This window comes from Streptomyces sp. NPDC026417 (genome assembly GCF_055567695.1).
On the sequence record NZ_JBVHPY010000017.1, the window covers coordinates 180,228 to 206,400 of the forward strand.

At 71.0% G+C, this 26,173-nt stretch carries 24 protein-coding genes, 1 tRNA gene and 3 pseudogenes; 14 read left to right on the plus strand and 14 right to left on the minus strand.

The features are described from left to right. Nucleotides 1-8 precede the first annotated feature (8 nt). Nucleotides 9-653: a TetR/AcrR family transcriptional regulator gene (locus ACZ4NT_RS25890; RefSeq protein WP_121402384.1), complete on the minus strand. Its 645-nt coding sequence runs from the start codon at nt 651-653 to the stop codon at nt 9-11. A 450-nt stretch (nt 654-1,103) separates the two neighbouring features. Between ACZ4NT_RS25890 and ACZ4NT_RS25895 the strand changes: the two genes are divergently transcribed. Together ACZ4NT_RS25895 and ACZ4NT_RS25900 are read left to right on the plus strand one after the other, a co-directional pair. Next, nucleotides 1,104-2,378 (plus strand): M6 family metalloprotease domain-containing protein, encoded by a 1,275-nt coding sequence (locus tag ACZ4NT_RS25895; protein WP_121402383.1) that lies wholly within the window; start codon nt 1,104-1,106, stop codon nt 2,376-2,378. Between the two features lie 99 nt (nt 2,379-2,477). Beyond that, nucleotides 2,478-4,286 carry an IclR family transcriptional regulator domain-containing protein gene (locus ACZ4NT_RS25900; protein WP_467727869.1) on the plus strand — a complete coding sequence of 603 codons (1,809 nt, stop codon included), beginning with the start codon at nt 2,478-2,480 and terminating at the stop codon, nt 4,284-4,286. 15 nt (nt 4,287-4,301) lie between these two features. On the opposite strand, the gene ACZ4NT_RS25905 is transcribed toward ACZ4NT_RS25900, so the two are convergent. Continuing rightward, a complete protein-coding gene (locus ACZ4NT_RS25905; protein WP_467727870.1) occupies nt 4,302-5,039 on the minus strand; it encodes a TetR family transcriptional regulator in 738 nt (245 codons plus the stop codon). A 465-nt stretch (nt 5,040-5,504) separates the two neighbouring features. Here ACZ4NT_RS25905 and ACZ4NT_RS25910 point away from each other — a divergent pair. Next, a tRNA-Arg gene (locus tag ACZ4NT_RS25910) sits at nt 5,505-5,580 on the plus strand. Between the two features lie 72 nt (nt 5,581-5,652). On the opposite strand, the gene ACZ4NT_RS25915 is transcribed toward ACZ4NT_RS25910, so the two are convergent. The 6 genes and pseudogenes from ACZ4NT_RS25915 to ACZ4NT_RS25940 all read right to left on the minus strand — a co-directional run. Further along, entirely contained in the window at nt 5,653-6,357 is a 705-nt protein-coding gene (locus tag ACZ4NT_RS25915; protein WP_467727871.1) for a hypothetical protein, read from the minus strand. Between the two features lie 65 nt (nt 6,358-6,422). Next, a complete protein-coding gene (locus ACZ4NT_RS25920) occupies nt 6,423-6,737 on the minus strand; it encodes a PadR family transcriptional regulator (protein WP_467727873.1) in 315 nt (104 codons plus the stop codon). A 102-nt stretch (nt 6,738-6,839) separates the two neighbouring features. Next, nucleotides 6,840-7,685: pseudogene (locus ACZ4NT_RS25925) on the minus strand (tyrosine-type recombinase/integrase); the annotation flags it as partial. A gap of 1,660 nt (nt 7,686-9,345) precedes the next feature. Beyond that, nucleotides 9,346-9,711 carry a DUF6251 family protein gene (locus tag ACZ4NT_RS25930; RefSeq protein ID WP_467727874.1) on the minus strand — a complete coding sequence of 122 codons (366 nt, stop codon included), beginning with the start codon at nt 9,709-9,711 and terminating at the stop codon, nt 9,346-9,348. After that, nucleotides 9,681-10,052: an RRQRL motif-containing zinc-binding protein gene (locus ACZ4NT_RS25935; protein ID WP_467727876.1), complete on the minus strand. Its 372-nt coding sequence runs from the start codon at nt 10,050-10,052 to the stop codon at nt 9,681-9,683. The genes ACZ4NT_RS25930 and ACZ4NT_RS25935 overlap by 31 nt, the downstream gene beginning before the upstream one ends. Beyond that, nucleotides 10,052-10,243: pseudogene (locus tag ACZ4NT_RS25940) on the minus strand (DUF2637 domain-containing protein); the annotation flags it as partial. The pseudogene ACZ4NT_RS25940 and the gene ACZ4NT_RS25935, both read right to left, overlap by 1 nt. Nucleotides 10,244-10,246: 3 nt before the next feature. Between ACZ4NT_RS25940 and ACZ4NT_RS25945 the strand changes: the two are divergent. After that, nucleotides 10,247-10,471 (plus strand): annotated as a pseudogene (locus ACZ4NT_RS25945) (methyltransferase); the annotation flags it as partial. A 256-nt stretch (nt 10,472-10,727) separates the two neighbouring features. Here ACZ4NT_RS25945 and ACZ4NT_RS25950 read toward each other — a convergent pair. After that, nucleotides 10,728-12,647 carry an AAA family ATPase gene (locus ACZ4NT_RS25950; RefSeq protein ID WP_467727878.1) on the minus strand — a complete coding sequence of 640 codons (1,920 nt, stop codon included), beginning with the start codon at nt 12,645-12,647 and terminating at the stop codon, nt 10,728-10,730. A gap of 722 nt (nt 12,648-13,369) precedes the next feature. Here ACZ4NT_RS25950 and ACZ4NT_RS25955 point away from each other — a divergent pair. Further along, nucleotides 13,370-13,771 (plus strand): hypothetical protein, encoded by a 402-nt coding sequence (locus tag ACZ4NT_RS25955; RefSeq protein WP_147464350.1) that lies wholly within the window; start codon nt 13,370-13,372, stop codon nt 13,769-13,771. 176 nt (nt 13,772-13,947) lie between these two features. Here ACZ4NT_RS25955 and ACZ4NT_RS25960 read toward each other — a convergent pair whose 3' ends face one another. From ACZ4NT_RS25960 to ACZ4NT_RS25975, 4 genes are all read right to left on the minus strand, one after another. Continuing rightward, on the minus strand, nt 13,948-14,316 hold the full coding sequence (locus tag ACZ4NT_RS25960; RefSeq protein ID WP_467727880.1) for a DUF6193 family natural product biosynthesis protein: 369 nt from the start codon (nt 14,314-14,316) through the stop codon (nt 13,948-13,950). 174 nt (nt 14,317-14,490) lie between these two features. Further along, complete coding sequence (locus ACZ4NT_RS25965; RefSeq protein WP_121402377.1) at nt 14,491-14,715, minus strand: hypothetical protein; 225 nt, start codon at nt 14,713-14,715, stop codon at nt 14,491-14,493. A gap of 131 nt (nt 14,716-14,846) precedes the next feature. Next, nucleotides 14,847-15,287: a VOC family protein gene (locus ACZ4NT_RS25970; protein ID WP_121402376.1), complete on the minus strand. Its 441-nt coding sequence runs from the start codon at nt 15,285-15,287 to the stop codon at nt 14,847-14,849. A 221-nt stretch (nt 15,288-15,508) separates the two neighbouring features. Then, nucleotides 15,509-16,219: a ferritin-like domain-containing protein gene (locus ACZ4NT_RS25975; protein WP_467727883.1), complete on the minus strand. Its 711-nt coding sequence runs from the start codon at nt 16,217-16,219 to the stop codon at nt 15,509-15,511. Nucleotides 16,220-16,455: 236 nt separating this feature from the next. On the opposite strand from ACZ4NT_RS25975, the gene ACZ4NT_RS25980 reads away from it, so the two are divergent. The 9 genes from ACZ4NT_RS25980 (at nt 16,456) to ACZ4NT_RS26020 (ending at nt 25,143) form a co-directional block, all read left to right on the plus strand. Continuing rightward, a complete protein-coding gene (locus ACZ4NT_RS25980; protein WP_183116822.1) occupies nt 16,456-16,629 on the plus strand; it encodes a hypothetical protein in 174 nt (57 codons plus the stop codon). A 647-nt stretch (nt 16,630-17,276) separates the two neighbouring features. Beyond that, nucleotides 17,277-18,128, plus strand: a complete 852-nt coding sequence (locus ACZ4NT_RS25985; protein WP_121402374.1) for a class II glutamine amidotransferase — start codon at nt 17,277-17,279, stop codon at nt 18,126-18,128. Nucleotides 18,129-18,334: 206 nt separating this feature from the next. After that, complete coding sequence (locus tag ACZ4NT_RS25990) at nt 18,335-20,992, plus strand: winged helix-turn-helix domain-containing protein (protein ID WP_467727886.1); 2,658 nt, start codon at nt 18,335-18,337, stop codon at nt 20,990-20,992. 297 nt (nt 20,993-21,289) lie between these two features. After that, the gene (locus ACZ4NT_RS25995; RefSeq protein ID WP_121404681.1) at nt 21,290-21,817 is read left to right on the plus strand and encodes a hypothetical protein; all 528 of its coding nucleotides are present in this window, start codon (nt 21,290-21,292) and stop codon (nt 21,815-21,817) included. Nucleotides 21,818-21,864: 47 nt separating this feature from the next. Continuing rightward, on the plus strand, nt 21,865-22,062 hold the full coding sequence (locus tag ACZ4NT_RS26000) for a hypothetical protein (protein ID WP_121404680.1): 198 nt from the start codon (nt 21,865-21,867) through the stop codon (nt 22,060-22,062). A gap of 149 nt (nt 22,063-22,211) precedes the next feature. Continuing rightward, nucleotides 22,212-22,673 (plus strand): SHOCT domain-containing protein, encoded by a 462-nt coding sequence (locus ACZ4NT_RS26005; protein WP_121402373.1) that lies wholly within the window; start codon nt 22,212-22,214, stop codon nt 22,671-22,673. A 21-nt stretch (nt 22,674-22,694) separates the two neighbouring features. Next, nucleotides 22,695-24,038 carry a diacylglycerol/lipid kinase family protein gene (locus tag ACZ4NT_RS26010; protein ID WP_467727889.1) on the plus strand — a complete coding sequence of 448 codons (1,344 nt, stop codon included), beginning with the start codon at nt 22,695-22,697 and terminating at the stop codon, nt 24,036-24,038. 60 nt (nt 24,039-24,098) lie between these two features. Further along, complete coding sequence (locus tag ACZ4NT_RS26015) at nt 24,099-24,650, plus strand: GNAT family N-acetyltransferase (protein WP_467727891.1); 552 nt, start codon at nt 24,099-24,101, stop codon at nt 24,648-24,650. Nucleotides 24,651-24,708: 58 nt separating this feature from the next. Next, complete coding sequence (locus ACZ4NT_RS26020) at nt 24,709-25,143, plus strand: VOC family protein (RefSeq protein ID WP_121402371.1); 435 nt, start codon at nt 24,709-24,711, stop codon at nt 25,141-25,143. 74 nt (nt 25,144-25,217) lie between these two features. Here the strand turns inward: ACZ4NT_RS26020 and ACZ4NT_RS26025 are convergent, their stop codons facing one another. Beyond that, on the minus strand, nt 25,218-26,015 hold the full coding sequence (locus ACZ4NT_RS26025; protein WP_467727894.1) for a hypothetical protein: 798 nt from the start codon (nt 26,013-26,015) through the stop codon (nt 25,218-25,220). Between the last annotated feature and the right edge of the window lie 158 nt (nt 26,016-26,173).

Consider the following 26,173-nt stretch of genomic DNA (forward strand, 5'->3'; position numbering starts at 1 on the left):
CTCATCGGTCAGGCTCGTCGCAGGTCCTCCACGGTGGCGGCCACTCCGGGCAGTACGGAACGGGCCGGCGCCCGCATACCGTCCAGGAACAGCTGCAGATGGCGGTGTACGAACCGGTCGATCCCCTGGCACGCGGTGCCGGGCAGCGGCCGGGTGAGCTGGGTCAGGGCGATCATCATGTCGCCGAACGCGATGTCGGGGCGCAGCTGGCCGGCCCGGCGAGCGCGCTCCATGAGCAGCTCGACCAGTTCCGTGATGCGGTCCCGGGCGGCGACCAGATCCGGGTGGTTCTGGTCGAAGCCCTCGGAGAGCATCGGGCACAGGGCGCCGATGCGCTCGTCGGCGGCGGCGTGCACGAAGCGGCTCAGTGCCTCGAACGCGTCACCGCCCTCGGCGAGGGCGGTCTCGATCTGTTCCGACGTGCGGTCCATGACCGAGCAGACGACCTCCCGCGCCAGTGCGTCGCGGTCGGGAAAGTTGCGGTACACCGTGGCGTTGCCGACACCGGCCCGGCGGGCGATCTCGTCGAACGGCACGTCGGGGCCGAACTCGACGAACATCTCGCGGGCCGCGCTGACGATCCGCTCCCTGTTGCGCAGGGCATCGGCGCGCGGCCGGGACGCTCGGCGCTGCGTGGGGGTGGCGGTCTCCACGGCGTACTCCTCCAGTAGGTCGGCCGGATCGGACGGTCCGGCGGGGCTCCGGAGGCGACTCCGGAGGTGGTGCGGCCCGGAGGCGACTCCGGGGTGCTGCGTCCGGAGGCGACTCCGGGGTCGTGCGCCCGGATGCGCTCCGGGGTCCTGCGGTCCGGTGCGGCGGGCTCCGTCGCGGTCCGGGTACCCGGTGCGGCGGGGTCTCCGTCGCGGTCCGGTCGCCCTGGCGGCGATCCGGGGACCGTTTCCCCGTTTCGCTCGGACACCTGGCTAAACGGGGAAACGATCCCCGGTTATTTCCCGGGCTCCATGTGACCTGCGTCACACTCTTTTCGGGAAAGAAACCCACGTTCGGTCTCCTCCAGCGAGCGCCCCCGCACCCCGCGGCCGAGGGTGATCGCAAGGGTGCAGCCGGAAACCGGCGGCTGCCGGGGAGCGAAGGGCCCATGCATGCAGCCGACCAGCCGTCGGATACGCCCGCGCCGTGTGGCCGCCTTCGCGTCGGTGACCGCCCTCACGCTGGCGGTCAGCACCTCCGCCGGCACCGGGCACCTCACGGCGGGCTCGACCACGTCGGGCTCCATCGCGCTGGCCCGCTCCACGGCGCTCGGCTCCTGCATGATCAGCGGCGCCGTGAACGTGCAGATGTCGGAGGGCATCCCCACCCCGCCCGGCTACGCCCGCTCCACCGGCACCGTCCGGGCCCTCAACCTGATGGTCGACTTCTCCGACGCGCCCGGCGAGGGCAGCGCGCTCGACCGCCTCGCGGAGTTCTTCCCCAAGACCAGGGAATGGTTCCGCACCAGCTCCTACGGCCGCCTCGACTACCGCCCGGAAGCACCCATCCGGGACTGGCTGCGGATGCCGCGGTCCTTCAAGCAGTACGGCATAGAACGCGGCGCCCCCTTCGAGCCCGGCTACCGGGACCTGGTCCAGGACATCGTGGCCGCCGCCGACCCCAAGGTGGACTTCCGCGCGTACGACATCCTGAACGTGCTGGTCACCCCGAACGCGGGACCCTCCGCCCTGGACACCGTCCTGTCGGTGACCTTCGCGGGCAACCCGGATGCCCCGGTCGCGGACGGCGTCCCGGTCGCCAACGCGTCCTTCGTCTACAGCCGCCAGGACGACGGCTCGGGCTCCTACGGGGACACCGGCTACCGCGTCCTGCCGCACGAGAACGGGCACACCTTCGGCCTCCCCGACCTCTACACCCAGGACGGCGGCGGCGCGGTCGGCCACTGGGACATCATGAGCGAGGACTGGGGCGCCGACAACGACCTGCTCGGCTGGCACAAGTGGAAGCTCGGCTGGCTCGACGAGTCCCAGGTCCGCTGCGCCGCCGCCCCCGGCACCAGCGAGTACACCCTGAGCCCGCTCGCCAGGAGCGGCGGCACCAAGCTGGTCTTCGTCCCGCTCGACACCAAGACCGGGTACGCGCTGGAGCTGCGCACCCGCGCCGGCAACGACGAGACCGTCTGCCGTCCCGGCATCCTCATCTACAAGGTCGACGCCGACATCGACACCGGGAACGGCCCCGTCAGCGTCCTCGACTCCCAGCGCGACAGCGGCGGCTGCACCCGCAGCCCCAACGTCCACGCGGAACTCTCCGACGCGCCCTTCACGCCCGGCGAGTCCTTCCAGGACCCGAAGACGGGGGTCCGCGTCACGGTCGCGGGGGCGGATCTGGCGGGGAACTACCGGGTGTTCGTGACGCGACGGTGAGGGGCGGCGGTCCCCCCGGGGCCCGGTGCCGCGCTCCTGCTGGGGCGGCCCGCCAAGCATTACGGTGTCTCACCTGAGATCCGCAACGGAGAGCTCCCCATGCCATCGAACGTCTCGCCGGCACTCGACACCCCCGTACCCGCCGAAGCGGTCGCCCCCCTGATGCGCGGCATCGCCGTCCTGCGGCGGCTGACCGACGCCGACGGGGCCTCCAGCCTGAGCGGCCTGGAGCGGGCCACCGGGCTCGCACGGTCCACCGTCGACCGGATCACGGCCACGCTCGCCCGCATGGGATACGTACGCCTGGACGGCCGCGACGCCGTGCTCGCGCCGCGCCTCATGGAGCTCGGCAACGCCTACCTCGCCGCGCTGCGCCTCCCCCGGCTCCTCGCCGCGCACGCCGACGCCCTCGCCGACGAGCTCGACGAATCCGTGTCCCTGGCCGTCTGCGACCTCGACGGCATCCGGTTCATCCACCAGGCCACCCGTCGGCGCGCGATGTCCCTCAGCTTCCGTATCGGCGACCTGCTCCCGGCCGAACGCACCGCCCCGGGGCCGCTCTTCGCGACCGAGTGGGGGGCCGCCGAGTGGGCGCGCTGGCACGCCCGCCGGGCCGCCGATCCGGAGGACCGCGGTTTCCCGGCGGTGCCCGCCAGGAGCCGGCCGCTGGACATCGACGAGGACGAGGACGAGGCCCCGGGGGCGCGGACCGGCGCGGCGGGCGCGGGCCCCGGAGCGGGCACGACGGGCGCCGGGCGTACGGGGGAGCGGTCGCCGTCCACGGACGCACCGGCGCAGGGTGCCGAACCGCCCCGGTGCCGGCCGGCCCTCGGGGACGACTTCGAGCGGCGTACGGCCGAGGCCCGGGAGACCGGCTGGGCCCTCGACGACCAGCTCATCGAGCAGGGGCTGGTCGCCCTCTCCGTGCCGGTGCGCGACCACGGCTCCGGCCGGATCGCCTGCGTCGTCAGCGTGGTCAGCCACACCAGCCGGCACACGGCCGCTGATCTGCGGGACACGCTGCTGCCCCGGCTGCGGAGGGCCGTGGACGCCATGGAGGAGGAACTGCGGCGGACACCGCCCGCCGAGCCCGCCGCACGGTCCGGGCTCGCCGGGTGGACGGGGGCCTCCAAGCAGGAACTGGGCCGCGAGTTCATCGAGTCGCTGGCCCGCGGCCTGACGGTGTTCACGGCGTTCGGCGAGGGCCGCGCCGAACTGACGCTCTCGGAGGTCGCGCAGGCCACCGGGCTCGCCCGGGCCACGGCCCGGCGCGCCCTGATCACCCTTGAGCACCTCGGGTACGTCACCGCCCGCGACCGGGTCTTCGGGCTGACCCCGCGCGTCCTGGGCCTCGGCTATCCGCCGCTGTCCCGGCTCACCCTCTCGCAGATCGCGACACCGCACCTGACCACGCTCTCCCAGCAGCTCCAGGACTCGGCGTCGCTGGCGGTCCTGGCCGGCGACGACATCCAGTACACGGCGCGCGTCGCCACCCGGCGGGTGATGAGCGTCAACGTCACGGTCGGCACCCGGCTGCCCGCGTACGCGACCTCGCTCGGCCGGGCCATGCTGGCGGGCCTCCCGGACCCGCAGCTGCCCGAGGCGGCCGCGCTGACCCCTCGTACGGTCACCGACCCCGAGCAGCTGAGAGCCGTCCTGGACCGGGTACGGGAGCAGGGGTACGCCCTGGTCGACGAGGAACTGGAGGAGGGCCTGCGCTCCATCGCCGTACCGGTGCGCGACGTCGCGGGCCGGGTCGTGGCCGCGGTGAACGTCGCGATGCACAGCAGCCGCCGGACGCCGGAGCAGTGCGTGTCGGAGGTCCTTCCGGAACTGCATGCGGCGGCGACGCGGATCGAGACGGATCTGCGGGAGGCGGGGAGGTTCGGGCGGGTACCGAGCGCGTGACGGGGGGGTGCCCGCCTACACGCCGGTGCCGTTCCTGGCCTGTGCTGCCTGCGCTCCGGGGGTGACGGCGGCGTCCGCCGAGGGCCGCCCGGCGGCGATCAGCCCGCCGACGACGGTCGCGGCGGCGAGGCGCGGGAGCAGCAGCGTCCAGAACCGGGTGAGGGTGGTCCGCGAGAGCCACCGCTCGTCCCGCGCCCCGAGGGTCTCGAAGCCGACGACGGTGGCGACGATGGTGTTGGCCGCGTCCCGCGCGGACACGTCCCTGGCCAGGAGGCCCTCGCGGTCGGCGCGGCCGAGTATGTCGATCACGTACTCGTGCCACCGGCGATGCAGCTGATCACCGGCCGTGACGGAATCCGCCCCTCCGGTCAGCGCGAACCCGGCACGGAGGACGACGTCGTGACTCAGCCCGTGCAGGAGGGCGTGGGAGGCGTCGACGAGGACCTGGAGGGAACCGCCTGCCGGTGCGTTCGCGCCCTCCGGTGGAGGTACGGCCACGGACGGGCCCCCTCCTCCCCCCGACCCCTCCCCCACTCCGGTGATCCATTCGAGCCGCTCGGCCGCGGCCCGGCCGACCGCCTCGGCGAGGGCGGCCTTGCTCGCGAAATGGAAGTGCAGCGCCCCGTTGCTGACCCCGGCGCGGGCGCTGATGGCCGCCAGGGTGACCACCTCGAAGCCCTCCTGGTCGAAAAGCTGGGCGGCGGACTCGATCAACGCGTTGCGGGTACGGACCGCGCGCTCCTGCTTGGCCATCGGGGGCTCCCATTCCGGCTGGAGAGACTCCGAATGAGGGTAACAAACCGTCCATGCGGTTTAGGGTCTGGGTGCTCGATCTCCACTCGAAGGTCGATGGGCCTCCACTCGACCCCCGCAGAAATCGGCGGGGTAGGCGCCGGTCCGCACGGACGGGCGCCGACGCACGGGCGGGCGCCGACGCGCGGGCGGGCGCCGCTCGGAACCTCGGACGCGGATGCCCGCACGGGCATCCGCCTCGGACTGCGGACCAGCACCACCGGAGGATCACCCCCGGATGATCATCCCCGGGCGATCACCGCCGCCCCGCCCCCCAGCTCACGACGCACCGGGCACCGCGCCCCGCCCCAAGTCGCGCCCCGCGCCGCACCCTTGACGGCCCGAGCCCCCACGCCCCCCACTGACCCCTTCGACCCGTGCGGCCATCCGCTACGCTAGTCGCCGGGTCTCCACCGAGATCCGCACGCCTTCGTAGCTCAGGGGATAGAGCACCGCTCTCCTAAAGCGGGTGTCGCAGGTTCGAATCCTGCCGGGGGCACCAGCCAAAAGGCCCCGGACCGATCATGGTCCGGGGCCTTTGACGGCAGAGCTTGACGGCAGCGACTCCCTACGCCTACTCGTCGGCACCCTTCTTGTCTGTAGTAGCCGGATCAATGCCGCGCACGCGGCGGAGCCAGTGCGCCAGAGCGAAGAGTGCCGCCCCAGCGAGGGCGCAGGGATGCCACACCTCGGTCACAAGGGCTGTCAACCCATCGTGGCGAACGATGTAGATCGCCTGCATGCCCACCACGGCCGTGATGAACGCGTTCGTACGCGACGAAGTACTCAGCAACCAGTCCACCGGCCACCAGAGCAGACGGGCGAGATCATTCATGCGCATACGCAGCGCTGCGCACAGGAAGCCCAGCGCCAGTACGAACTGGCGCCCTGAAGAGAACGTAACGCCATCCTCCGGTGAGCCAGCCAGCAAAGCCACCCAATCCCGATACAGGTGGGAACGGCGCCGCCCAGCCAACAGAGCAGCAAAACCTGTCGTCCTCAGAGCCGAGCGCGGCGGGGAGTCGATCGCGTCTGCGCGACGCAGCGTGATTTGCTCAACGTCGATGGCAACCGAGTACGCACCCCGTGGCGAGTTCTGGGGCTTCGAACCACTGTTGGTTGCGGTTGCAGCGATCGTCAATCCGCCTCCAAGGTCGATCGCATCGGAGTGAGCTGGGCCGCCCCTGGCGAGGATCGAGGGCATGAGGAGCACGTGCCCCTTCGCTACTGACCTGAGGCGGTCAGCCACATCCCGGCGCTCCTTGTCGCTCAGTTCCATGAGAGATGCGCGGGCCTGTGGCGAGAGCCTCACCACATCGACCGTTGGGTGATGAATTCGGCGGCTCATGCAGTACCCCCAGCCAAGCCAAGACCGAAGCGACGAGCCTTTCGGGCTTCCAGGGACTGACTAGCCTGCTGGCGGCCGGTTCCTGTGAGTTCGTAGAACCGGCGGGCCGGCCGGCCCGGGTGGGGACCAGACTCCTCATGGCTGGTGACCCAGCCGCGCTCGGCAAGTCGGTCGAGGATCGGATAGACGGTGCCGGGACCGAGGTCGGCATCACGGCAGATGCTGAGGCCCCAGGCTGGAGTGTCACTCGTCGCGGAGAGCAGCGCCTCCAGGACGGCGATCGTCGGCTTGGTGAGCCGGATGTTCGTCATGACACGAGTGGAGCATGTATCGAGTACGAAAATCAAGCATGTATCGAGAACGAACGTTGCTCGGGTACATCAAGTACCCGAGCAACGCCGTTCCCTTTGTGGCTAGGCGGCAGGCAGACGCCGCTTGAGCAGCCGGTCCATGTGGCTGATCGCCTCACGCTGGGTGTCGTGCACGACATGCGTGTACACGTCCATCGTGATGCTGATCTGACTGTGCCCCAGGATCTCCATGATGACGCGGGGCGCGACGCCCGCCGCCGTCAGCAGCGTGGCGCAACCGTGCCGGGCGTCGTGCAGCCGGACCACGCGCAGCCCGGCATCGGCGGCGACTCGCGTGAACGACCGATAGACGTTGCGCGGCTCGACCGGCCGGCCGTTCCGCGTGGCAAAGACGTAGCCGCTCTCCGACCATTCGACACCCGTGCGTGTGTAGGTCTCACGCTGCCGCAATCGGTGCCAGCGCAGCGGCGCGATGCACAGTGCGGGCATCGGAACCACGCGGCTGCGGCGACTCTTCGGGTCGTCGTCGTACAGCGTTGTCTGCTGACGCACGTGCAACACCCGGTTGTCCAGGTCCACATCCGACCAGCGCAGCCCCACAAGCTCACCGCGTCGCAGCCCCATGGCGATGGCCAGGACGAAGGCGGCGTACAGCGGGTCCTTCCGCGCCGCTTCCAGGAAGGCCAACGTCTCTTCCAGGGACCAAGGCCAAATCTCGCGCTGTTTGACGCGCGGTGGCTCCACCAGCGAGGCAACGTTCCGAGTGATCAGTTCCTCCCGTACGGCCGCCGTGAGCGCGGTACGGAGCACGCGGTGCGCCTCCTTGGCAGTGGCGGCCGTGTGCGTCGTCTGCATGCGCGTGATGAAGCGGCGCACATCGGCGACACTCAGCGACTCCAGCCGCTTGGTACCGAGCACGGGCACCAGGTAGAGCCGAACGTGCGTCTCCGGGACGGGGAGTTCGTCGGCGTTCCAGCCCTTGGCCTGAGCGTCCTCGCCGAGGACCACGCGGGCTTCGGCCGGCGTGCGGACCGCGAGGCAGATGGAGACGCCGATCTGCGGGGCGATCTGCTTGGGGATGCCGTCGTTGATGCTGGGCTTCTGCGTCATCCACCACAGGTCGATGCACGCAGCGCGGCCCATCCGTGCGATGGACTCCAGGCCCGGTAGGGCGGAACGGTTGACGGTGCGAGTCTTGCCGTCGCCGCTCTCGGTCTCGCACGGAACCTTGTCGGCGGCCGTCATGACCTCGGCGCCCTCGTCCACGACGACCGTGATGCGCGGCCGCTCGGCGGTGGGGGTCCAGGTGTCCTGTCCCTTGGGCAGGATGGCGAGCCGTTCCAGCATCTCCGTCTCCAGCTCGTCGACCAGGTCGACGACTTCGCGCGGGGTGGAGGCGACGCGGGCGCGGTGGTCCCACAGGCGGCCTTCCACGCGCTTGAGGTCGATGATGACGAGGGCGTTGGTGGCGCCTTCGGACGCGTCGAACAGCAGCGGCCAGGAGGCGACCGACTTACCGGCACCGGAGCGGCTGGCGATGAGTAGCCGTTCCCCGAGCGGCACGCTCACCTGCTCGCCGGTGACGGTGTCGATGCCGAGGGAGCGTCGCTCGGGCGTCCACGTCAGGTCGTCGCCGTCGGCCGCGCTGCGGGTGCGCAAGGTGAGTTCGGCCCAGCCGCCCTGCTTGCCCGCCTTGATCTGCATGCGCAGGCTCGTGCGGGCCCCGAGCAGGTTGCGAACGTGCTCCTCGGCACCACGGAACTTGGTCGCCGTCCACGTGCCGTCGAGCCGAACGGCGCACACGATCCCGGCATCGGTCAGCTTGGGCCGCCCGGTCAGCGTCCCGGCGAGGCCGCGCTGTTCGGCATGCTCCTTCCAGTGCTGCGGCTGAAGACGCTTGAGCAGCGCGGACTCCTCGGCGGTGGACTTCAGTCCGCTGGTGTCGCGCTCGCGCACCGCGATCCACACCGACAGGGCGGTGACCGCAGCGACGACGGCCACGGCCGACCACACCCATGCGCGGGCGGAGACCTGCGGCAGCCACACGTACCCGGCGGCCCCGAGCGCGGCGGCGGTCTTGGTGGCGAACAGCCACATCGGGTCCGGCACACGCCGCTTGGCCGTGCGCAACTCCCGCTCCGCGCGGTGGCGGATGGGGGTGACGCCCTCGGGGTCGATGGCGCGTGCGGTGGCCAGAGCGCGGCGGGCGTCTCGCACGAGTGGCTTGCGTTCGGCGCGCAGGGCGCGGCGGCGCTCGGCTTCCTTGCGCCAGTGGTCGGCGGTCCAGCGGGCGGCAGTGGCGGCGTACTGGCGGTGGGTGCGCCAGACTTGTCCGTGGCTCACGGGTGTCCTCATTTCCGGGCTCAGTGAGTTGGTGGTGACGGGCCATGCGACGGCCCGTCACCACACGTGCTTGTTACGCGGAGTGAGCGTGTTTCCGGTTTCCTGGTTTCCGAGGCGGGCCCTACGCGTGCGCGCGCGAGGACAGAAACTTCCGTCGCCCTGCGTTGCTACGGGGTCTCTGGCGGCCGAACGGCCGTCCGGGGGTCAAACCCCACCCGGAAGGGGGCTCGGACGCCCTGCGGGGCGCCTACGGCTTCGGGGTGGTTCAGCGGCCCTTGCGGCCGCGCCTGCCGGTGCTCTTGCTGCTGTCGCCGACGGCGCGGACGACCGTGACGACGGACCAGCCCAGCACGAGCGCGATGAAGGCGAGCATGGCCAGGTTTGCGGCGATGGCGGTCAACGCGCCGACGAGCAGCGGGCCGAAGTAGACGCCGGTCGCCACCGCACCGGCACCCACCCCGGAGCCGAGGGCGACGCGCTGCACCGTGCGGTCCGGCGGGGCCTGGTGGATGTGGACCACCTGCGGCCCGGCGGGCTGTTGTGCGGGCAGGGCGGTGGGGTCGGCGTAGACGTGGCTGCCGTCGGGGAGCTGAACGACGGTCAGGGGGCGCTGTGCGGGGAGCTGTTCCATGACGCAGCCTCCGGGGCGTTGTCGGGAAAGGCGCAGGCAGGACACATGCCGAGCGAGGGCGGGATGACGTATCCCGCATCACGTCGGCACTCGGGGCAGATGCGGCGGGCGGCGTTGGCCTTGGCCAGGGCCGCCCACCGGGCCGACGTCATCGGCCGGACCGGCTTCGCCCGGTCGATGCGGTACAGGTAGGCGACCAGCGGGCCCCGGCGCCGCCGGGGGCGTTCCACCTGCGCCGCCACCCCTTGACCGCCGGGTCGTAGTCCGAGGGCGCGGAGCTGGCGGTAGGTGGCGTAGCCGTCCGGGGCGAGCCGCCACCGGTAGACCGGCAGCGTGGCCATCAGGCGACCTGGAGGCCGCGTTCGGCGCGCAGGGTGTCGCGCAGCGTGCGGGCGTTCGCCGGGGAGGTGCGGACCTCACGGCGGATGCCCTCGGCGGTCAGCCTGGCGTCCGGCCAATCGGCCGTCGCCTTCCGCGCCTCGTCCAGCAGCTCATCCGGGCTGCGCTTCGGGCGCGGGGTGCGGGCGACCTCGGAGAGCTTGTGGCGGAGTTGGCGGCCTCTGGATTGACGGATGTGCAGGTCTTCGGGATCGAGGGGCCCGCGTGGTCGCTCGTGAAGGCTGCCGAGCAGCAGCCGGGTGAGGGGCCCACGGACGAGCTGATCGCCTCCGCCATGGAGGCGGCGCGCATGGCAGAGCCGTACCCGGAATTGCTTGCTGCCAGTTCACACCTCCTGGCCGTGGGCAGGGCTCGCGCTTAGGCGCTGATCGCTGACGTACCCCCCGTGAGGCAGGCGAGGGGAAGCAGTGGAGTGACGCCAGTCTTTGACGGCAATACCAGTGCACGTTGCCGTACTGGGAGGACCGACCGCACACCATTCACGAGAGACCAACACGGCTCACCGCTGACCAGTAGGGCGCCCGGATGATCTCGCGTTTCAGGGCGGTCCACGCAGCGGCATCGCCAGCGGACCACCTCCCAGCGCCTACCGGGCTATCTGTACAAAGACACTCGCGCTACCCAATGAAGCTCTTCACGATCTCTGCGAGAGACTCCGGCGGGGAGACCTTAGCGGCAAGGATTGGACCGTCACTCACTTTGTCATACGAAACCCCTAGATATTCACGATAGAGAGCATGAAGCAATTCGAATCCAGGTGTCAGGATCTTCCATTCACTATCCCAACAATCTAGAACCGCAACCTCATTGCAATCCCAGCGAGATCGGACATGTTCGGCGTAGGTATCCCTCTCCGGGATCCTTGACACGACTGCCTCGACGATTTGCTCTTTTCCTGCATTCCTCCGCGAAAGCCTGTCGCGTAGCTTATTATCCACAAACCGCAGCGGCTCCAAATCCCACGCGGTCCGCTTCATCACTACCGTCTGACGAAGCCCGTCGGCGACATTTCTTGCATATTCACCAATCTCAATTGGATCAAACGCTTTTCCCGCACGGTCAGCAAAATAGGCAGAAAGCGCATCGAAGTCGAGTAGTAGATTCTCGATCTCCCGACAGGGAAGAAGGAAGGCAGTTTCCTTCGCCTCAAGCTTCTCCAGCAACCTTTGAGGAAGCTCATCTCGATCACGCACGTACAGGATCTTCCTCAGCCCAATCTGATCGGCCTGCTCCAGCCACTTGGCTAGAATATCCACGTGGCGAGCACTGTCCCCTCCTTCCCCCCTAATGATTGCTACCGCCGGATTGCCGATCAGTTCGGGAAACCACTGTTGCATAATCAGCTCGTCAGACTTTCCCTCCAGAACAAGGAGCCTCTCCGCCGAGAGAGCGTCACTAAGGCGCACCCCGAGAGCGTGAAGGACTTCCGCACGGTTATTCGATACAGCATTAACCCGTGCGCCATCCACATCTCGACTAACCGACAAAATGTCCGATGAAGACCAGTCGAGAAATACGGTCGAGTGAGTCGAGATGAAGAAGTTACGTTTCGTTCGGGCCCAATCCTGAATGACGTTCAACAGCGCTCGCTGCGCAGCTGGATGCAGGCCCGTCTCAGGCTCTTCAAGCACCACGGTCTGTGCCGATGAGGTCAAGCCCGCGACGAGGGTGAGAAGAACCTGCTCTACTCCAGTGCCTACGTCCTTGAGGTTATGAAAGAAAGCCCGTCCGTCATGCATCTCTCGAAAGGCGACATGAAACATACCTTGCGAAGTAGGTGTCATCAGCTCACCAACGTTAGGAACTATCCTTTCCAAAAGGCTGCTGAGGCGTTTCCAGGATTCTGGGTCATTGTGCTGAAGATGGATCAGCACCTCAGCAAGGTTTTGACCATCGCGCTCAAGCCGCTCATGAGAGGCTAGCGGCACTTCCCGTGCACGCGAGCGGCGAAGAGGATCGAAATGAAAATATCCTCGCTGCCAGTCAGTGAAGAGCTTCAATATGCCTCCCAGGGAAGGGATTCCCCCAGGGCGACTGAGCACCATTTCAGCCGAATCAACATCGTAACCGACATGGATATTTGGCGTACCATTCCAATCCCTGATAGCCTGCCCCGGAGCATCAATTTTGTAATTTCCACCATCGCGGTAAACCTTCGCGAGCGGAACTGGCGCTTGCCGGAGCGGGGCAGAAATCTCAACCGGCCGCATTTTTCCCTCAAGCTCGGCGAATTTCCACTCTACCCATTTAAGGTCTCCTCTAGTAATGAGGCCTTCATCGGGATCACTGCCACGGCCGAGGATCTCTCTCCGCTCCTCAGCAGAGAGTGAAAAACACGCACGTACAACAGGTGATGCACCATACCTTCCGAACGGCGTCTCGGAAGGCAGCATGGCTACTACGTCAAGCGCATTTAGCAAAGAACTCTTGCCCGAGTTATTGGGTCCAGTCACGAGAGTGAGACCCGCACTGCTAGCATCCAGTGTGAATTCCTCGTACGCTCGGAAGTTCTTTGCGTTCAGAGTCAAGAATTCCATGCCCACCAGTCAGCTTTCTATCCGCTAAGTTGCTGCATCATCGCATGAGCCGGCTACAGAGGGTTGCCATTTTCTCTGTCTTCGTCATGCAGCGGTGAGGACTCCGAGAAACGTGGGCATCGGGAGCGCCCGGCATCGGGTAGTCAGACGCCGTTCATCGTTCGATGCCGAAGGTCGGGCATTGCCCGGCCTCCCCGCCGTACGGGCCGCGTCGTCAGCTCTGCCTAGTGCGTCCGCCACCACCACGAACGCTGGCGTCTGTAGGCCATGGCCGGGCAAGCGAGGCGGCAGACGCAGATGACTGACGGCAGTCTTTGACGGCAACGTCGGCGCACCTAGCCGTACTCGGAGGACCGACTGCACGCCACTGCATGTGGGCGGGCATGTCTCGCTGCTGACCAGCGGATCGCCCGAATGATCTCCTAAAGCGGGTGTCGCAGGTTCGAATCCTGCCGGGGGCACCACTTCAGAAGGGGGCCACCTACCGACTTCGGCAGGTGGCCCCCTTCTGACATCCAGATTTGACATCAGCCGCGACGGTCACCGGCGACCGGGCCCCATTCTGAGCAGCCGGTCCATGCGACTCCTGGCCTAGCGCCGGGTGTCCTGCACGACGTGCGTGTACACGTCCCTGGTGATGCCGATCTGCGAGAGCGTACGCAGCTCCAGGAACCCGGCCAGATCAGTTGCCGCACCTGCCTTGCATGCGGCGATACTCCGCCATGAGCAGATTCGCCGAGGTCGTCGTGCTGACCAAGGACACAGAGATCATGGAGTCGCTGACGCGACCTGACGACTCTCGCCCGTGGACCGGCTGCTTCACACCGATCGGCAACGGCATCGACGGCTGGGGGATCGAGTTTGTGCGTCGGAGCTGGTGGATCGGGTTGCTGACACACCTGGAATCACTGCCCTGGACGGCACCGCACACCCTGCAAGTGCTGATCCATGACGAGGAGGACGACTGCTTCGGTCTTTGGATGATGCATGGCGGACAACTGGCCGAGGTGCCACTGCCGCGTACCCGCCGGGCCTTCCGGCCAAGTCCGTACACGGGTGCGGTTGATCCGAATTCCCCGGGCATCCTCGTTCACGATGAAGGCGGGTGGCCCGCAGGCGGCTGACCCCTTGCAGTCGTGCCGCCGGGCAGTCGGAGGGCACTCGAAGACAGTCGACATCAGCCGCCGACACCTACTCGGGCAACCAGTGCCGTACGTGCGCCACCGTGACCGCGTGCCGGGCGACCAGGACCGGCTCGCCCCGCACTTCCGGCACCGGCCGGGCCTGGACGGCACCGCGTTCAGGACCGTCGGCCGGCTGCGTCCGGGCGCAGGTCCGCCGGCAGGTGGGCCACCACCAGGCTGATGGCGTCCTCGGGCGTCGCCGCCTCTCCGAGGCGGGTCGCGTGACCGGCCGCGTGGACGCTGTACGGCGGCTCTCCCAGCACGACGAACGGCAGATCATCGACCGGTGGCTCGTGCCAGGGGGGAGCAGCGCGGATGAACTTGAGCGTGCCGTGGGTGTGGAACGGGAAGAGGGTGCGGAGCACGGGCTCCGCGTAGGCGGCAGCCGCGACGGGCGGCAACGTGTCGTCGAAGCAGCCCCGGGTCATGGGCCGACGCTCCAACAGCCATGCCCACGCGGTCTCCACATCAGGGGCTTCTGCCATGGACGTACCTTCTTGCACACGGGAGGCGATCGGCAAGGCCCCTGTCCCTGCTGGTCATCCGGCGTCCGCGGCCGACCGGGACACCGGGCCGCCCCGGGTTCCGCCTCGATGTAGTCCGGTTCGCACCGAGGGTCGGGGGCCCGGCGCCGTACCGGGTCCCCCAGGTGCAATCCGCTACTTGCCGGCTTCGTAGAGCTTGATGTTGTTGTTGACGAAGAGGTGGACGTATCCGCATCGCCAGCAGATGAGGCCCGAGGCGCTCTCGTCGGCCCAGGCCAGCTTCATGAACTCCATGCCGGTGCTGTTGAGCAGAACGCTTCGCTCCCGGAACAGGTCTCCCTTGCAGACCTGACAAGTGATCCACATCTCGCCCAGTGCCGCACGTACCGGCTTCGCCATCTCGCTGACGCCCCCCGTTGTCGCCTCATGGACGATCGAGACTACCGGCCGGTACGAACGCCTGCGGCATGCTGGATCGTGCGTGCGACGGCCGGCACCCGCGCAGAGCTCGGCAAGCCCGACAGCCGTCCTCAGCGCAGCTGCTCGGCCAGGCCGACGATGATGCCCTCCGGGCCGCGGAGGTAGCAGAGGAGGTAGATGTCCTCGAACCGGGCGATCTCGCCGACGAGTTCGGCGCCGTGCGGGCGCACACGGGCGACGGTGTCCTCGATGTCGTCGACGGCGAACATCACGCGGTGCGTGCCCACGATGTTGTGCGGCCGGTTGCGCGGTCCGGCGCTGGTCGCCGCGGGGCTTCGGTACCTCGCCAGCTCCAGCCGGCTGTGGCCGTCCGGGGTCCGGAGCATCGCGATGTCGCAGTGGACGCCGTCGAGTCCGGTGCACTGGTCGGCGAAGGTGCCCTGGACCTCCCCCCTGCCCTCCAGCTCCATGCCGAGTTCCACGAAGAACGCCACGGCGGCATCCATGTCCTCGACGACGATGCCCACGTTGTCCATCCGCTGAATCGCCATGCCGGTTTCTCCTTCTGTGTCGTGCGGCCGGTGGTGGCCGCTGATGTCCCTGGGACGGAGCAGGTGGCACGTTCTCGACATCCCCGGGCCACCGACTTCCGAAAAAATCCGGAGGGTGCCCGAGGTGGGATTCATCCGGATGCACCAACCCCCACCGGCACGGTGGGAACGGCTCCCCACGTGGCGCGCGAGCTTGCCGTCGTCAGCTCACGCCTGTCCCTTCATACGGGGGGCACCAGCACCGCGGAGACCATCGCGCGGGACGAGGTCATGACGTCGGCCACGAACCGCGGGCGTCGGACGCCGAGTCGGCGCAGGGCCGGGCCGTGGTCGACGGCGACGACGGAGGAGACCGCGAGCAGGAGGAGGCGCCACAGGGCCATCACCGGACGGCGCATCCCGCGAGGCAGCTCGGCGAGGGAGTCGTGCAGTCGCTCGCAGTGGAACGGGACGTGGCGCTCCTCGTCGGACAGGATCCGCCCCGCCACGTCCGCGGTGAGCGGGTCGGCGGTGCCGTCGCGCAGGGCGCGGTAGTAACGGAGCGCCACCACTTCCGCGATCATCAGCACCAGCAGTTCCATGCGGAGACCCATCAGACGCCGAAGCCGTACGAAGACCGTGTCGCTCCAATGCCCGGTCAGCGTCGGCATGCCTCCCGCGGCCAGCAGACGGGCGAGCAGGCGGGCATGGTTCTGCTCCTCGGCGACGAAGAGGCGGACCGCTCGCCCGTAGTCGGCGTCGCCGGCTCGGTCCGCTTTGCCGACGAGGTTGGCGCCGTCACCGTCCTCGCCGACCTGGAAGCGCTGAATGCTCGCCCACACCGCCGGATGCAGCGTCGCGCCCCGCGCCCAGTCGGGGTCGCCTCGGGCACTCCTGCGCTCGCGCTGGTCCTCGAAGCGCTCGATCCACTCGGCGAAGCCGCCCTTGGGCACCCGGTCACCCCTCCCCGGGGCACGGCCGCCGTGCCCCGGTGGGGAACGACGCCGCCGGAGGCCGAAACGTTCCACTGCTGCCGGCGTCCAGGGCACCGCCGCACGCCGGCCGTGCGACGCGCACCCGTGACGCGGGCGCCCTGGCGGAAGGAACTTGAACGTGTTCAAATACGGGGAGTCCGGATGGCGGCGGAATGCCGTCATCGGCGTTGCCGCAGCTGCCGCGGGGAGGAACCATGGGGTCCGGAGCCGGAGCCGTCGCCTGGGCAGGCTTCTATGTCTACGCACTCCTCATGACGCCGTTCTGCATCCTCGTCGGCTCGAAGACGTCCTCGCGCATGGGCTGGTCGATGGCCGTCCCCTTGATCTTCTTCCCCCTCGCCCTGCTGATCGCCTCTTTCATCCCCTGACCAGCGCGGTGGGTTCCCGGCATGCGCATCCCCCGGCGGTCGAGTGGTGACGTGTTCGCGCAGATAGCGAGGCGGCACGGGGTCGATCCTCAGGCCGTTCACGACGTCGACTCCGCATGGAGCGCCTTCGGCGAGTTCCTCCAGACACCGGTCGAAGGGCTCCGGCGTCGTCACCCGCTCATGAGCGCGCAGGGGGCGCCCCCGGGAAGGGCGCCCGGCCGAGACACCCGGCTGGATGCAGGCCGTCGACCGCTTCACCCCGGTCAAGGCGTTCGGTCTCGCCGCCGCTCTCGCGTCGCCAACCCCGAGAACCCCGCCCTGCTGGTCGCGGGGACCCTCTCCATCGCCTCGGCCTCGGCCGGGACGGGCGGCCGCGGCTACTGCTGCGGGATGGACGGCGAGTACGGCCCGAACCTGGTGTGCACGTGCGGCGCGGTCGTCGCCACCGTCCACTCGGACTGCTACCAGGTGCAGGAACTGCGGCTGCAACCCGGCGCCGTCGAGCGCGGCGAAGGATCCCCGGGGCTCCCCGAAGCTGTTCCGCCGGCGCCGCGCCGGATGAGGACCGCGGTGACGGGCCGACGTGCCCGGGGGGCGCCCGGGAGCGATACTGGGGTGGGTTTCCGACGTGATGAACGGGGGCCGTCATGTGCCGCTGGGTCGCCTACTCCGGTACGCCCGTCCTGCTCAGCAAGGTGCTGTTCGAGCCGCAGCACTCCCTGATCGACCAGAGCCTGCACGCGCGGATGGGCGTCGAGACGACCAACGGCGACGGGTTCGGCATCGGCTGGTACTCCCCGGGCACGGCCACTCCGGCGGTGCTGCGGGACGTGGGGCCCGCGTGGAACGACCGTAATCTGCGCGAGGTCGCCCACCATGTCCACTCGCATCTGTTCTTCGGGCACATCCGGGCCTCGACCGGAACGGCCGTGCAGCAGAGCAACTGCCATCCCTTCCGGAGCGGTCGCTGGATGTGGATGCACAACGGCATGATCAGCGGGTTCCACCGGCTCCGGCGGGATCTCGCCCTGGCCGTCGATCCCGACCTGTATCCCGACATCGAGGGCTCCACCGACTCCGAGCTCATGTTCTTCCTGGCCCTCACGTTCGGTCTGACGGACGATCCGCCCGGTGCCGTGGCCCGTATGGCCGGTCTGGTCGAGGCGACCGGGCGCGCGCACGGCGTCCCCGACCCGTTGCAGATGACGGTCGCGGTGGCCGACGGCGAACGGCTGTGGGCGTTCCGCTACTCCAGCGAAGGCCACTCGCGGTCGCTGTTCTTCAGCACCGCGGTGGACGCCCTGCGGGCCCTGCACCCGGACGCCTCCTTCCTGCGCGAGGTCTCCGACGACACCCGGCTCGTCGTGTCGGAACCCCTCGGCGATCTCCCCGGTGCCTGGAACCAGGTCCCGGAGGGCAGCTACGGCGTCATCCAGCCGGACGGGGACATGCTCAGTCCCTTCCGGCCGGACTTCTCCGCCGTGGGCCGCCCGGCCTGAGCCCGCCGGCCCCGTCGTACCGTCGCCCGCGCCCTCCCCCGCGGGCTCCCCGGGCGGGCGGCCGGGCCGGGTCCGCGATGTCGGACATCCACGCAGGTGAGGAGCCGTGGCCGGAGCGTGGCGCGCGCCGGTCCCGGAAGACTGGGATGCTGAGGCAAGGAGCCCTGCCCATGCCGTGACCCTGGTGGACAAGGGTGGTGAACGCCGTGGCCGAGACACGCGAGGACGCCCTGGGACCGTCCGCCGATCCGCTGGGAGACCCGTTTCTGCGCACCCGGTTCACCCTGCCCGCGAGGCCGGCCTCCCACGTACGGCGGCAACGGCTCGTCGATCATCTCGACGAGGCGCTCGGCACGCCGATGACGCTGGTCAACGGGGCGGCCGGAGCGGGCAAGACGCTGCTGGCGGCAGAGTGGGCCGCCGGACTCGACCGGCCGGTCGCCTGGCTCACCGCCGAGGCGGGGGACTGCAGGCCCGGCGTGTTCTGGGCGTACGTCCTGCAGTCCCTGCGCGCCTGCGGTGTCCCGGTACCCGCCGCGGTGGGCGCCCCCGCGGACGCAGCCGGGGTGGACCGCAGGCTGCTCACCGCGCTCGCCGCCGGGCTGAACGACGGCGACCGGCCCGTCGTCCTCGTCCTCGACGACTACGACCGGGTGACGGCGCCCGAGATCGCGGAGCAACTGGAGTTCGTCCTGCACCACTCCGGGCCGGGCCTGCGCCTCGTCCTCGTCACCCGCACCGAGCCCCTGCTGCCCCTGCACCGCTACCGGGCGGCCGGCGAACTGACGGAGATCCGCGCCGCCGAGCTGGCCTTCACCCCCGAGGAGGCAGCCGTGCTGCTGGACCTGCACGGGCTGCGTCTTCCGGACCCCGCCACGCGCGCCCTGGTCGACCGCACCCGGGGCTGGGCCGCCGGGCTGCGCCTGTTCGCCCTGGCGGCGCGGGACAGCGCGGACCCGGAGCTCTATCTCAAGGAGTTCGAGGCGGGCCGCAGCACCGTCGCGGACTTCCTGCTGGCCGAGGTCCTCAAGGGGCGGTCGGCCGAGACGCAGGACCTCCTGATGCGGGTGAGCGTGCTGGACCGTTTCTGTCCCGACCTGGTGAACGCCCTGACCCGGCGCAACGACGCCGCGCCGCTGCTCGCCGCGCTGCACCGCGACAACGCGTTCGTCGAGCACCTGGGGCAGTCCTGGTACCAGCTCCATCCGCTGTTCGCGGAGATACTCCGCGCGCATCTGCGCGAGCGCCTGCCCGGCACGGAGCCGGAACTGCACCGGCGGGCCGCGCGGTGGCTGCGGCGCGCGGGTCTCCTGCCGGAGACGCTCGCCCACGGGGCCGCCGCCGGCGACTTCGATCTCGCGGCCGGCGCGCTCGTCGACGATCTGGCGATCGGCCAGCTCTTCACCGGCCTGCACGCGGACGGGCTCGGCCGGCTGTTCTCCCGGATGGGGCCCGAGGCGGGGAGTGCCGCCGCCGACCTCGTGCGCGCCGCCCGCGACCTGTCCGGGTTCGACCTGGAGCGGGGCCTGAGCCGCCTGCACCGCGCCGAGGAACGCCTGCGCGGCACCGAAGCCGGCGCGGCGGCCGGGCTGAGCTGCGCGCTGCTCCAGGCACTGGCCGCCCGGCTGACCGGCTGCCCCGATCGGGCGCGTGAGGCGGCGGAGTCGGCCGAGGAGCTGCGGCACCGGGTCCCCGCGCCACTCCTGGACCGGCACCCCGAGCTGACCGCCCTGCTGCTGACGCATCTGGGATCCGCCCACCTGTGGGCGGGGCACTTCGAGGAGGCGCAGTCCGTCCTGGCCGCCGTCGTCGGCACCCGGGGCGGCGCCGCGACCGTACTGCCCCGGGCGGAGGCGATGGGGCACCTGGCCCTGCTCGACCACCTGAACGGCCGGCCGGAGCGGGCGGAGCGCAGGGCGCTGACGGCCCTGTCCGAGGCGGCGCGGGGTGGCCTGCCGCAGCCCTCGGGCTCCGGCATCGAACGGCTGGTCCTGGCCGCCGTGGCCGTGGACCGCGACGAACTCGGCCGGGCGCAGAGCCTGTTGGACGAGACGGCCGGGCTGCACGGCGGGACGGCCGACCCGGTGACGGCGGCGGCCCGGGCGCTCGCCACCGCGCGGCTGCTGCTGGCCGGGGGCCGGACGCGGGCCGCGGTGGCGGCGGCGGACCCGGCCGTCTCCACCCTCACGGCGTCCCCGTGGGCCGCGGGGCACCACGCCCTCGTGGTCGCCGCCGCCCACCTCGCGGAGGGGCGGCGCGACGAAGCCGTCGACGTACTGCGGGACATGACGCCCGGTCAGCCGGTGTGCGCCGCGGAGGCCGCGGGGCTCCGGCTCGCCGCGGGGCGTCCCGAGGCCGCCCTCGATCTGCTCGACGGCATCCGCGCCGGCGGACGCGGCGGTCCCGCGGTGACCGTGCGGGCCGCGCTGGTGCGAGCGCGGATCGCCCAGCTCGCGGGCGACACCGCCACCGCCCGCCGCCTGGTGGCGCGGGCGCTGCTGGACGCCCGGCGCGAGCGGCTGCGGCGTCCTTTCCTCGACGCCGAAGCCTGGCTGGGGCCTCTGCTGGCCACGGGTCCCCTGCACGAGCTGGCGGCCGGCTGGCTCGTGCCGGGAGCGCAGGAGCCCGCGGGGCAGGGCCGGCCGGGGCCGCCGCCCGCACCGCTGGTCGCGGTGGAGCTGAGCGGACGGGAGCACGACGTGCTGGAGCGGCTGGCCCGGATGATGTCGACGGAGGAGATCGCCGGCGATCTCCATGTGTCGGTGAACACGGTGAAGACGCACCTCAAGAGCGTCCACCGGAAGCTGGCGGTGAGCCGGCGCGGTGACGCGGTGCGCCGCGCCCGCGACCTCGGGCTGCTGTGAGGGCGCGCCCGCGGGGTCCGGCGACGGCGTGTGCCGTCCCGGCCGCCCGTGTCGGCACGCAGGTCGCCGGCTCCGCGGCCGGCCGCGACCCGTCGCGCCCGGCCCCTCCCCCGTGGCGGGTGAGGCGCCGGCGGCCCGCTTCGGCTGCGATGGGAGAGGCGGCGGGCCGCCGCGCGCCGGCACCCGGGGCGCGAGGCGGACGGAAAGGTCACCGCAGTGCACGTCGGCACGGAGGTCGCCGGCGTCCGGGCCGACGCGGCCGGGGCGCCCGTGCAGTCAGGCCGTAAGGAGCCGCCCATGTCCAGGATTCGCACCGGCCCGGCCGGGACGCGCGGAGAGCACCGGGCCGAGCGCCGCGCCCACGCCGACTACACGGGCGGCGTCTACGGCTCCATGCTCGCGGCCTCCGTGGTGCTCGGCGCCGGCGCACTGGGCTCGTTCCCCCGTACCGAGCTGGTGCTGCTGCTGGTGCTCACCGGCGTGGTCTTCTGGGTGGCGCACGTGCATGCCCAGCTGTTCGGGGCGCGTCTTGCGCAGCAGGGCCTGGACCGCCGGGTGGTGCTGCACGTGTGCCGTGACGAGTGGCCGATCGTCAAGGCCGCGCTCCCGCCCGCCGCCGCGGTCGCCGTCAGCCCCCTCCTGGGCCTGGACGTGACGGGGGCGCTCTGGCTGGCGCTCGCCGTGGCCGTGGCCGGGCAGGTGGGCTGGTCCGTGGCCGCGGCCTACCGCGCCGGTGCGTCCCGACGGCTCATGGCCGTCACCGCGTCGGTGAACCTGCTGCTCGGGCTGCTGATCATCTCCCTCAAGCTGGTGCTGACGCACTGAGCGGGGAGGAGCGTGGACCGGGACCCGAGCGAGTGGAGGGACAGCTCGTGGACTACGAGATCCGAGTCGAGGGACACCTGTCGGAGACCCTGGCCAAGGCCTTTCCGGAACTGGGCCATGTGGTGATGTCCGGCCAGACCGTCCTGTTCGGCCCCGTCGTGGACGAAGCGCACCTGTACGGGCTGCTGGCGCGCTGTCAGTCGCTGGGACTGCGCGTCGTGGAGATGCGCCGGCTGCCGGAGTGACGGCGCCCGGCCCCCTCGGGACGCAGGCCGGCACCCTCCTGCGGCGCCCGCACTCACCCTCCCCGGGTGAGCCCGCCGGTCCCTGCGGCGCGCACGCTGGATACGACGGAGAACCCCTGCCGGGCCGACGCCCGGGACGGAGGACGGACATGACCGCACAGACCTACCTGGCGTACGACTACCCGTTGCTGAGCGCCTTCTGGACCATGCTCTGGTTCTTCCTGTGGATCATGTGGTTCATCCTGCTCTTCCGGATCATCACCGACATCTTCCGCGACGACCGGATGAGCGGCTGGGCGAAGACCGGCTGGCTGGTGTTCTGCATCGTCCTGCCGTTCCTGGGCGTGCTCGTCTACATCATCGCCCGCGGCAAGGACATGGGCAGCAGGGAAGTGGCCCAGGCCCGCGCGCAGCAGGAGGAGTTCAAGAAGTACGTGAGGGAGACCGCGACCGGCGGCCGCAGCAGCGCCGACGAACTCGCCCGGCTGGCCGAGATGCGGGACCGGGGCGCCATCACCGAGGACGAGTTCCGCCGGGCCAAGGAGCAGGTCCTGGGCGGAGGCGACGCGAGCACGCCCGCGGGTTCCGCGGGCCGGACCGCGGGCCGCTGAGTGGGACGACCCGGCGGCGGCGTGAACCGGTCGCGGGAGGCGGCGGTCCCGGCGGTGCGCGAGGGCGGTGCCGGGCGGGCCCGCGTCGCCCTTCTCGCCCTGCTGGGAACCGTAGCGGTGCCGCTCGTCGCCGCCGGTCTGCGCAGTGTGGTGTGGGTGCTGGTCGGTGTCGCGGGTCTGGCGCTCGCCGCCGTCGGCGGATGGTGGGTCCTGGCCCACACGGGTGTGCTCCGGTTCCTCGGGGCGGTGCTGTCGGTGGCCGCCCCGGTCGCCGTCCTCGTCCTGTACGCCGCCTTCGGCATGCTCGTCCCCGCCCTGCTGTCCCTGGCCCTGTGGATGCTGGCGGTCACGGCGGCGCGTGCCGCGACGGCATCGGGCCGCACCCCATCCGGACATGCCGTCGCCACGGTCCCGCGCGCCCCGTGGGTCCTCATGAACCCGCGTTCCGGCGGCGGCAAGGTGGGCCGCTTCCACCTCGCGGAGCAGGCTCGGGCCGCGGGCTGCCGGGTCGCCCTGCTCGAACCCGGCCAGGACGTCGCCGAACTGGCCCGGCGGGCCGTGGCCGAGGGAGCGGATCTCCTGGCGGTGGCGGGCGGCGACGGCACCCAGGCGCTGGTGGCCGAGGTCGCGGCGCACCACGATCTGCCGTTCCTGGTGATCCCCGCGGGCACCCGCAACCACTTCGCCCTGGACCTCGGCCTGGACCGCGACGACCCGGGGGCGGCGCTGGAAGCCCTCACCGCGGGCGTCGAGCTCCGCATCGACCTCGGATACGCGGCCGACCGGGTCTTCGTGAACAACGCCTCGTTCGGCACGTACGCGTCCGTCGTCACCGAACCCGACTACCGGGACGCCAAGACCCGTACGATCCTGCGCACCCTCCCCGGTCTGCTGACCGGCGAGGACGCCCCCCGGCTGCGGGCGCGGGCCGACCGTGCGGATGTCGACGGGCTGCAGGCGCTGCTCGTCAGCAACAACCCCTACGGCCGTGCCGTCGACGCGGCCCGGCCGGGGCGCCGGGAGCGGCTGGACTCGGGACTGCTCGGACTGGTGTGCGTGCGCGTGGGCAACGCCGTTCAGGCGGCGCGCATCGTGCGCGGGCCGCACTCCGGCGAGAGCGGTGGGCTGGTCCGGCTCACCGCGGCGGAGGTCGTCGTGGAGTCCGACGCGGACACGCTCCCCGTGGGCATCGACGGCGAACACGTCGTCCTGCCGTCGCCCGTCAGGTGCCGCAGCGCGCCGGGGGCACTGCGGGTACGGGTCCCGCGCCGTCGACCGAACGCGCCGCGGGGCGGCGCGGCGGTGGCCGACTGGCCGCGGGTGGCACGGCTGGCGCTGGGGCTTCCGCCCCGCAAACACAGGTGAGGCCGAACCCGTGTCCGGATATCCTGCCTGGTCCCGAACAGGCCAGAGAGGTCCGCCACCATGAGCAGCGTCGCGTCGTCCACGTCGTCCTTCCCGGAGCGGATCGAGCTCTCCGGGGAGGGGCTCGTCCTCCGCGACTGGACGGAGGCGGACCTCGCCGCGATGCCGGCGCTCTTCGACGATCCGGACATCGCCTACTGGACGCCGATCGTCTCGCCGTTCGACGAGGCCGCGGCCCGCGCACGGCTGGACCGGGACCGGCAGCTGCGGGCCGAGGGCACGACCATCCTGCTCGCGATCACCGTCGGCGGCGGCGCCCCGCTCGGCGAGGTGATGCTGCGGCGGGCCCCCGAGGGCACGGAGATCGGCTACGCGGTCGGCCCGGCGCACCGCGGTCAGGGGCTGGCCGCGCGGGCGGTGCGGGTGATGGCCGCGTACGCCTTCGAGCAGCTCGGGTCGAGCCGGGTGATCCTGGAGCTGGAGGCCGAGAACGCCGCCAGTGCCGCCGTGGCCGCCAAGGCGGGCTTCGAACTGCTCGACGTCCCCCTGATCACGGGCGAGGAGAAGGGGCGCCCCTTCGCCCTGCAGACCTGGGGCCTGAACCGCCGGTGACCCCGTGCCCCCCGTGAGCCCGGGGCCGGTTGTCGGAGGGGCGCAGTAGCGTCCCGGTATGGCAGCCCGCATCGATCTCACCTTGGACTGCGCCGACGCGCAGCTCCTCCGGCGCTTCTGGAAGGCGGCTCTCGGCTATGTCGACGAGCCGCCGCCGGCACCCTTCGCCACGCGTGAGGAGTGGCACGCGAGTTTCGGTCTTCCTGCGGACGACTCGGTGGACGACGGGGCGTGGCTCTGCGATCCCGACGGGGTCGGTCCGCGGCTGTGCATCCTGAAGGTGCCCGAGCCCAAGACGGCGAAGAACCGGCTGCACATCGACGTCCGGGTGCCGGGACACGGCGGCCCCGGGGAGCGGTGGGCGCGGATCCGGGCCGAGGCCGGGCGCCTGGTCGGCGTGGGCGGGACCGTCCTGGAGGAGTACGACGGGCACCACGTCGTGATGGCCGACCCGGAGGGCAACGAGTTCTGCGTGGGCGCCGCCCCGGCCTGAGCCGCCGCCCGGGCGACCCGGGCGTCAAGCACCCGCCTGAGCCCAACCGGCCGTGGATGTGCGCCTGTTGACGCTCACGCGGCCAGGGGCAGGCACCTGTCGTGGGCGTGCGGGTAGAGCCAGGGACTGTGGTCTCCGGCTTCCAGGCGGTCCAGGGCCCGCAAGGCGTCCGCCGCGGTCTTGCAGCGGGGGTGGCGGGCGGCGAACTCCGCCGTGCGGGCCCGCTGCGTCGGCAGCCAGGCGGCGATCCGGCCGGGGTCGCCGTCGTACCACCAGGAGAACGTGAACTCGTCCCGGAGGAGATCGGTCGCCCAGTCGAAGACCAGGCGGACGAGTCCGGCGTCGGCCCGCGGTCCGGGAAGGCCGGCGAGGTGCTCCAGCCACGGGTCCAGGCCACCCGTCGCGTGGGCGATCCCCTCCACGAGCCCGGTGACGTCGCAGGGGGACCGGCCGTCCGTCACGGCGAGGGACAGCAGCGCCCGGAAGGCCCGGTCCACCGCGGCCCGTTCGGGCGCCGGCCAGTCGGCCAGGCGGGCACCGCCCGCCCCGAGGCGGCCGAGTTCCGCGGCCGGGTCGACGGCCTCGTCCTCCGCTCCCCAGGACCGCAGCGCGCGGGGCATGAGGCGGCGCCACAGCACGGCGTACTGATCCGCGTCCCAGTGGCTGGCGACCTCGCGCATGAATCCGCCGAGCAGGTCGTCGGGTACGGCGGCGGGGTCACCGCCGAGGAGGTGCAGCTCCGACTCGGGGTAGCACTGGGTGCAGCCGCGCACGTGGCGGTCGAGAGGGGGCGGCGGTGTGAAGACGCGGTCCGCTTCGGCGAGCGCCCGGCGCCACATCGCGTGCGGATCGAGGCCGGAAGGACCGGACATGGGCGACCTGCCACGGGGACTCCGCTCAGGGGCAACCTGGCGAAGAGCGGGACTCTACCACCGGTGTCCCGTACGTCCGGGCGGGGCTGGGCGGTTCCGGCGGCCGTGCCCGGCCTGCGCGCGGCCCCGGCAACACCGAACCCCGGCCGCCGAGTTCG

What these genes read in the sequence shown, in the direction of transcription:
- ACZ4NT_RS25995 (WP_121404681.1), top strand. Translation starts at nt 21,290, where the DNA reads ATGTCCAGGATTCGCACCGGCCCGGCCGGGACGCGCGGAGAGCACCGG.
- ACZ4NT_RS25900 (WP_467727869.1), top strand. Translation starts at nt 2,478, where the DNA reads ATGCCATCGAACGTCTCGCCGGCACTCGACACCCCCGTACCCGCCGAA.
- ACZ4NT_RS25960 (WP_467727880.1), bottom strand. Translation starts at nt 14,316, where the DNA reads ATGGCAGAAGCCCCTGATGTGGAGACCGCGTGGGCATGGCTGTTGGAG.
- ACZ4NT_RS25905 (WP_467727870.1), bottom strand. Translation starts at nt 5,039, where the DNA reads ATGGCCAAGCAGGAGCGCGCGGTCCGTACCCGCAACGCGTTGATCGAG.
- ACZ4NT_RS25930 (WP_467727874.1), bottom strand. Translation starts at nt 9,711, where the DNA reads ATGGAACAGCTCCCCGCACAGCGCCCCCTGACCGTCGTTCAGCTCCCC.
- ACZ4NT_RS25965 (WP_121402377.1), bottom strand. Translation starts at nt 14,715, where the DNA reads ATGGCGAAGCCGGTACGTGCGGCACTGGGCGAGATGTGGATCACTTGT.
- ACZ4NT_RS26025 (WP_467727894.1), bottom strand. Translation starts at nt 26,015, where the DNA reads ATGTCCGGTCCTTCCGGCCTCGATCCGCACGCGATGTGGCGCCGGGCG.
- ACZ4NT_RS25985 (WP_121402374.1), top strand. Translation starts at nt 17,277, where the DNA reads ATGTGCCGCTGGGTCGCCTACTCCGGTACGCCCGTCCTGCTCAGCAAG.
- ACZ4NT_RS25970 (WP_121402376.1), bottom strand. Translation starts at nt 15,287, where the DNA reads ATGGCGATTCAGCGGATGGACAACGTGGGCATCGTCGTCGAGGACATG.
- ACZ4NT_RS25955 (WP_147464350.1), top strand. Translation starts at nt 13,370, where the DNA reads ATGAGCAGATTCGCCGAGGTCGTCGTGCTGACCAAGGACACAGAGATC.
- ACZ4NT_RS25895 (WP_121402383.1), top strand. Translation starts at nt 1,104, where the DNA reads ATGCAGCCGACCAGCCGTCGGATACGCCCGCGCCGTGTGGCCGCCTTC.
- ACZ4NT_RS26005 (WP_121402373.1), top strand. Translation starts at nt 22,212, where the DNA reads ATGACCGCACAGACCTACCTGGCGTACGACTACCCGTTGCTGAGCGCC.
- ACZ4NT_RS26020 (WP_121402371.1), top strand. Translation starts at nt 24,709, where the DNA reads ATGGCAGCCCGCATCGATCTCACCTTGGACTGCGCCGACGCGCAGCTC.
- ACZ4NT_RS25915 (WP_467727871.1), bottom strand. Translation starts at nt 6,357, where the DNA reads ATGGAACTGAGCGACAAGGAGCGCCGGGATGTGGCTGACCGCCTCAGG.
- ACZ4NT_RS25980 (WP_183116822.1), top strand. Translation starts at nt 16,456, where the DNA reads ATGGGGTCCGGAGCCGGAGCCGTCGCCTGGGCAGGCTTCTATGTCTAC.
- ACZ4NT_RS25935 (WP_467727876.1), bottom strand. Translation starts at nt 10,052, where the DNA reads ATGGCCACGCTGCCGGTCTACCGGTGGCGGCTCGCCCCGGACGGCTAC.
- ACZ4NT_RS26015 (WP_467727891.1), top strand. Translation starts at nt 24,099, where the DNA reads ATGAGCAGCGTCGCGTCGTCCACGTCGTCCTTCCCGGAGCGGATCGAG.
- ACZ4NT_RS25920 (WP_467727873.1), bottom strand. Translation starts at nt 6,737, where the DNA reads ATGACGAACATCCGGCTCACCAAGCCGACGATCGCCGTCCTGGAGGCG.
- ACZ4NT_RS25950 (WP_467727878.1), bottom strand. Translation starts at nt 12,647, where the DNA reads ATGGAATTCTTGACTCTGAACGCAAAGAACTTCCGAGCGTACGAGGAA.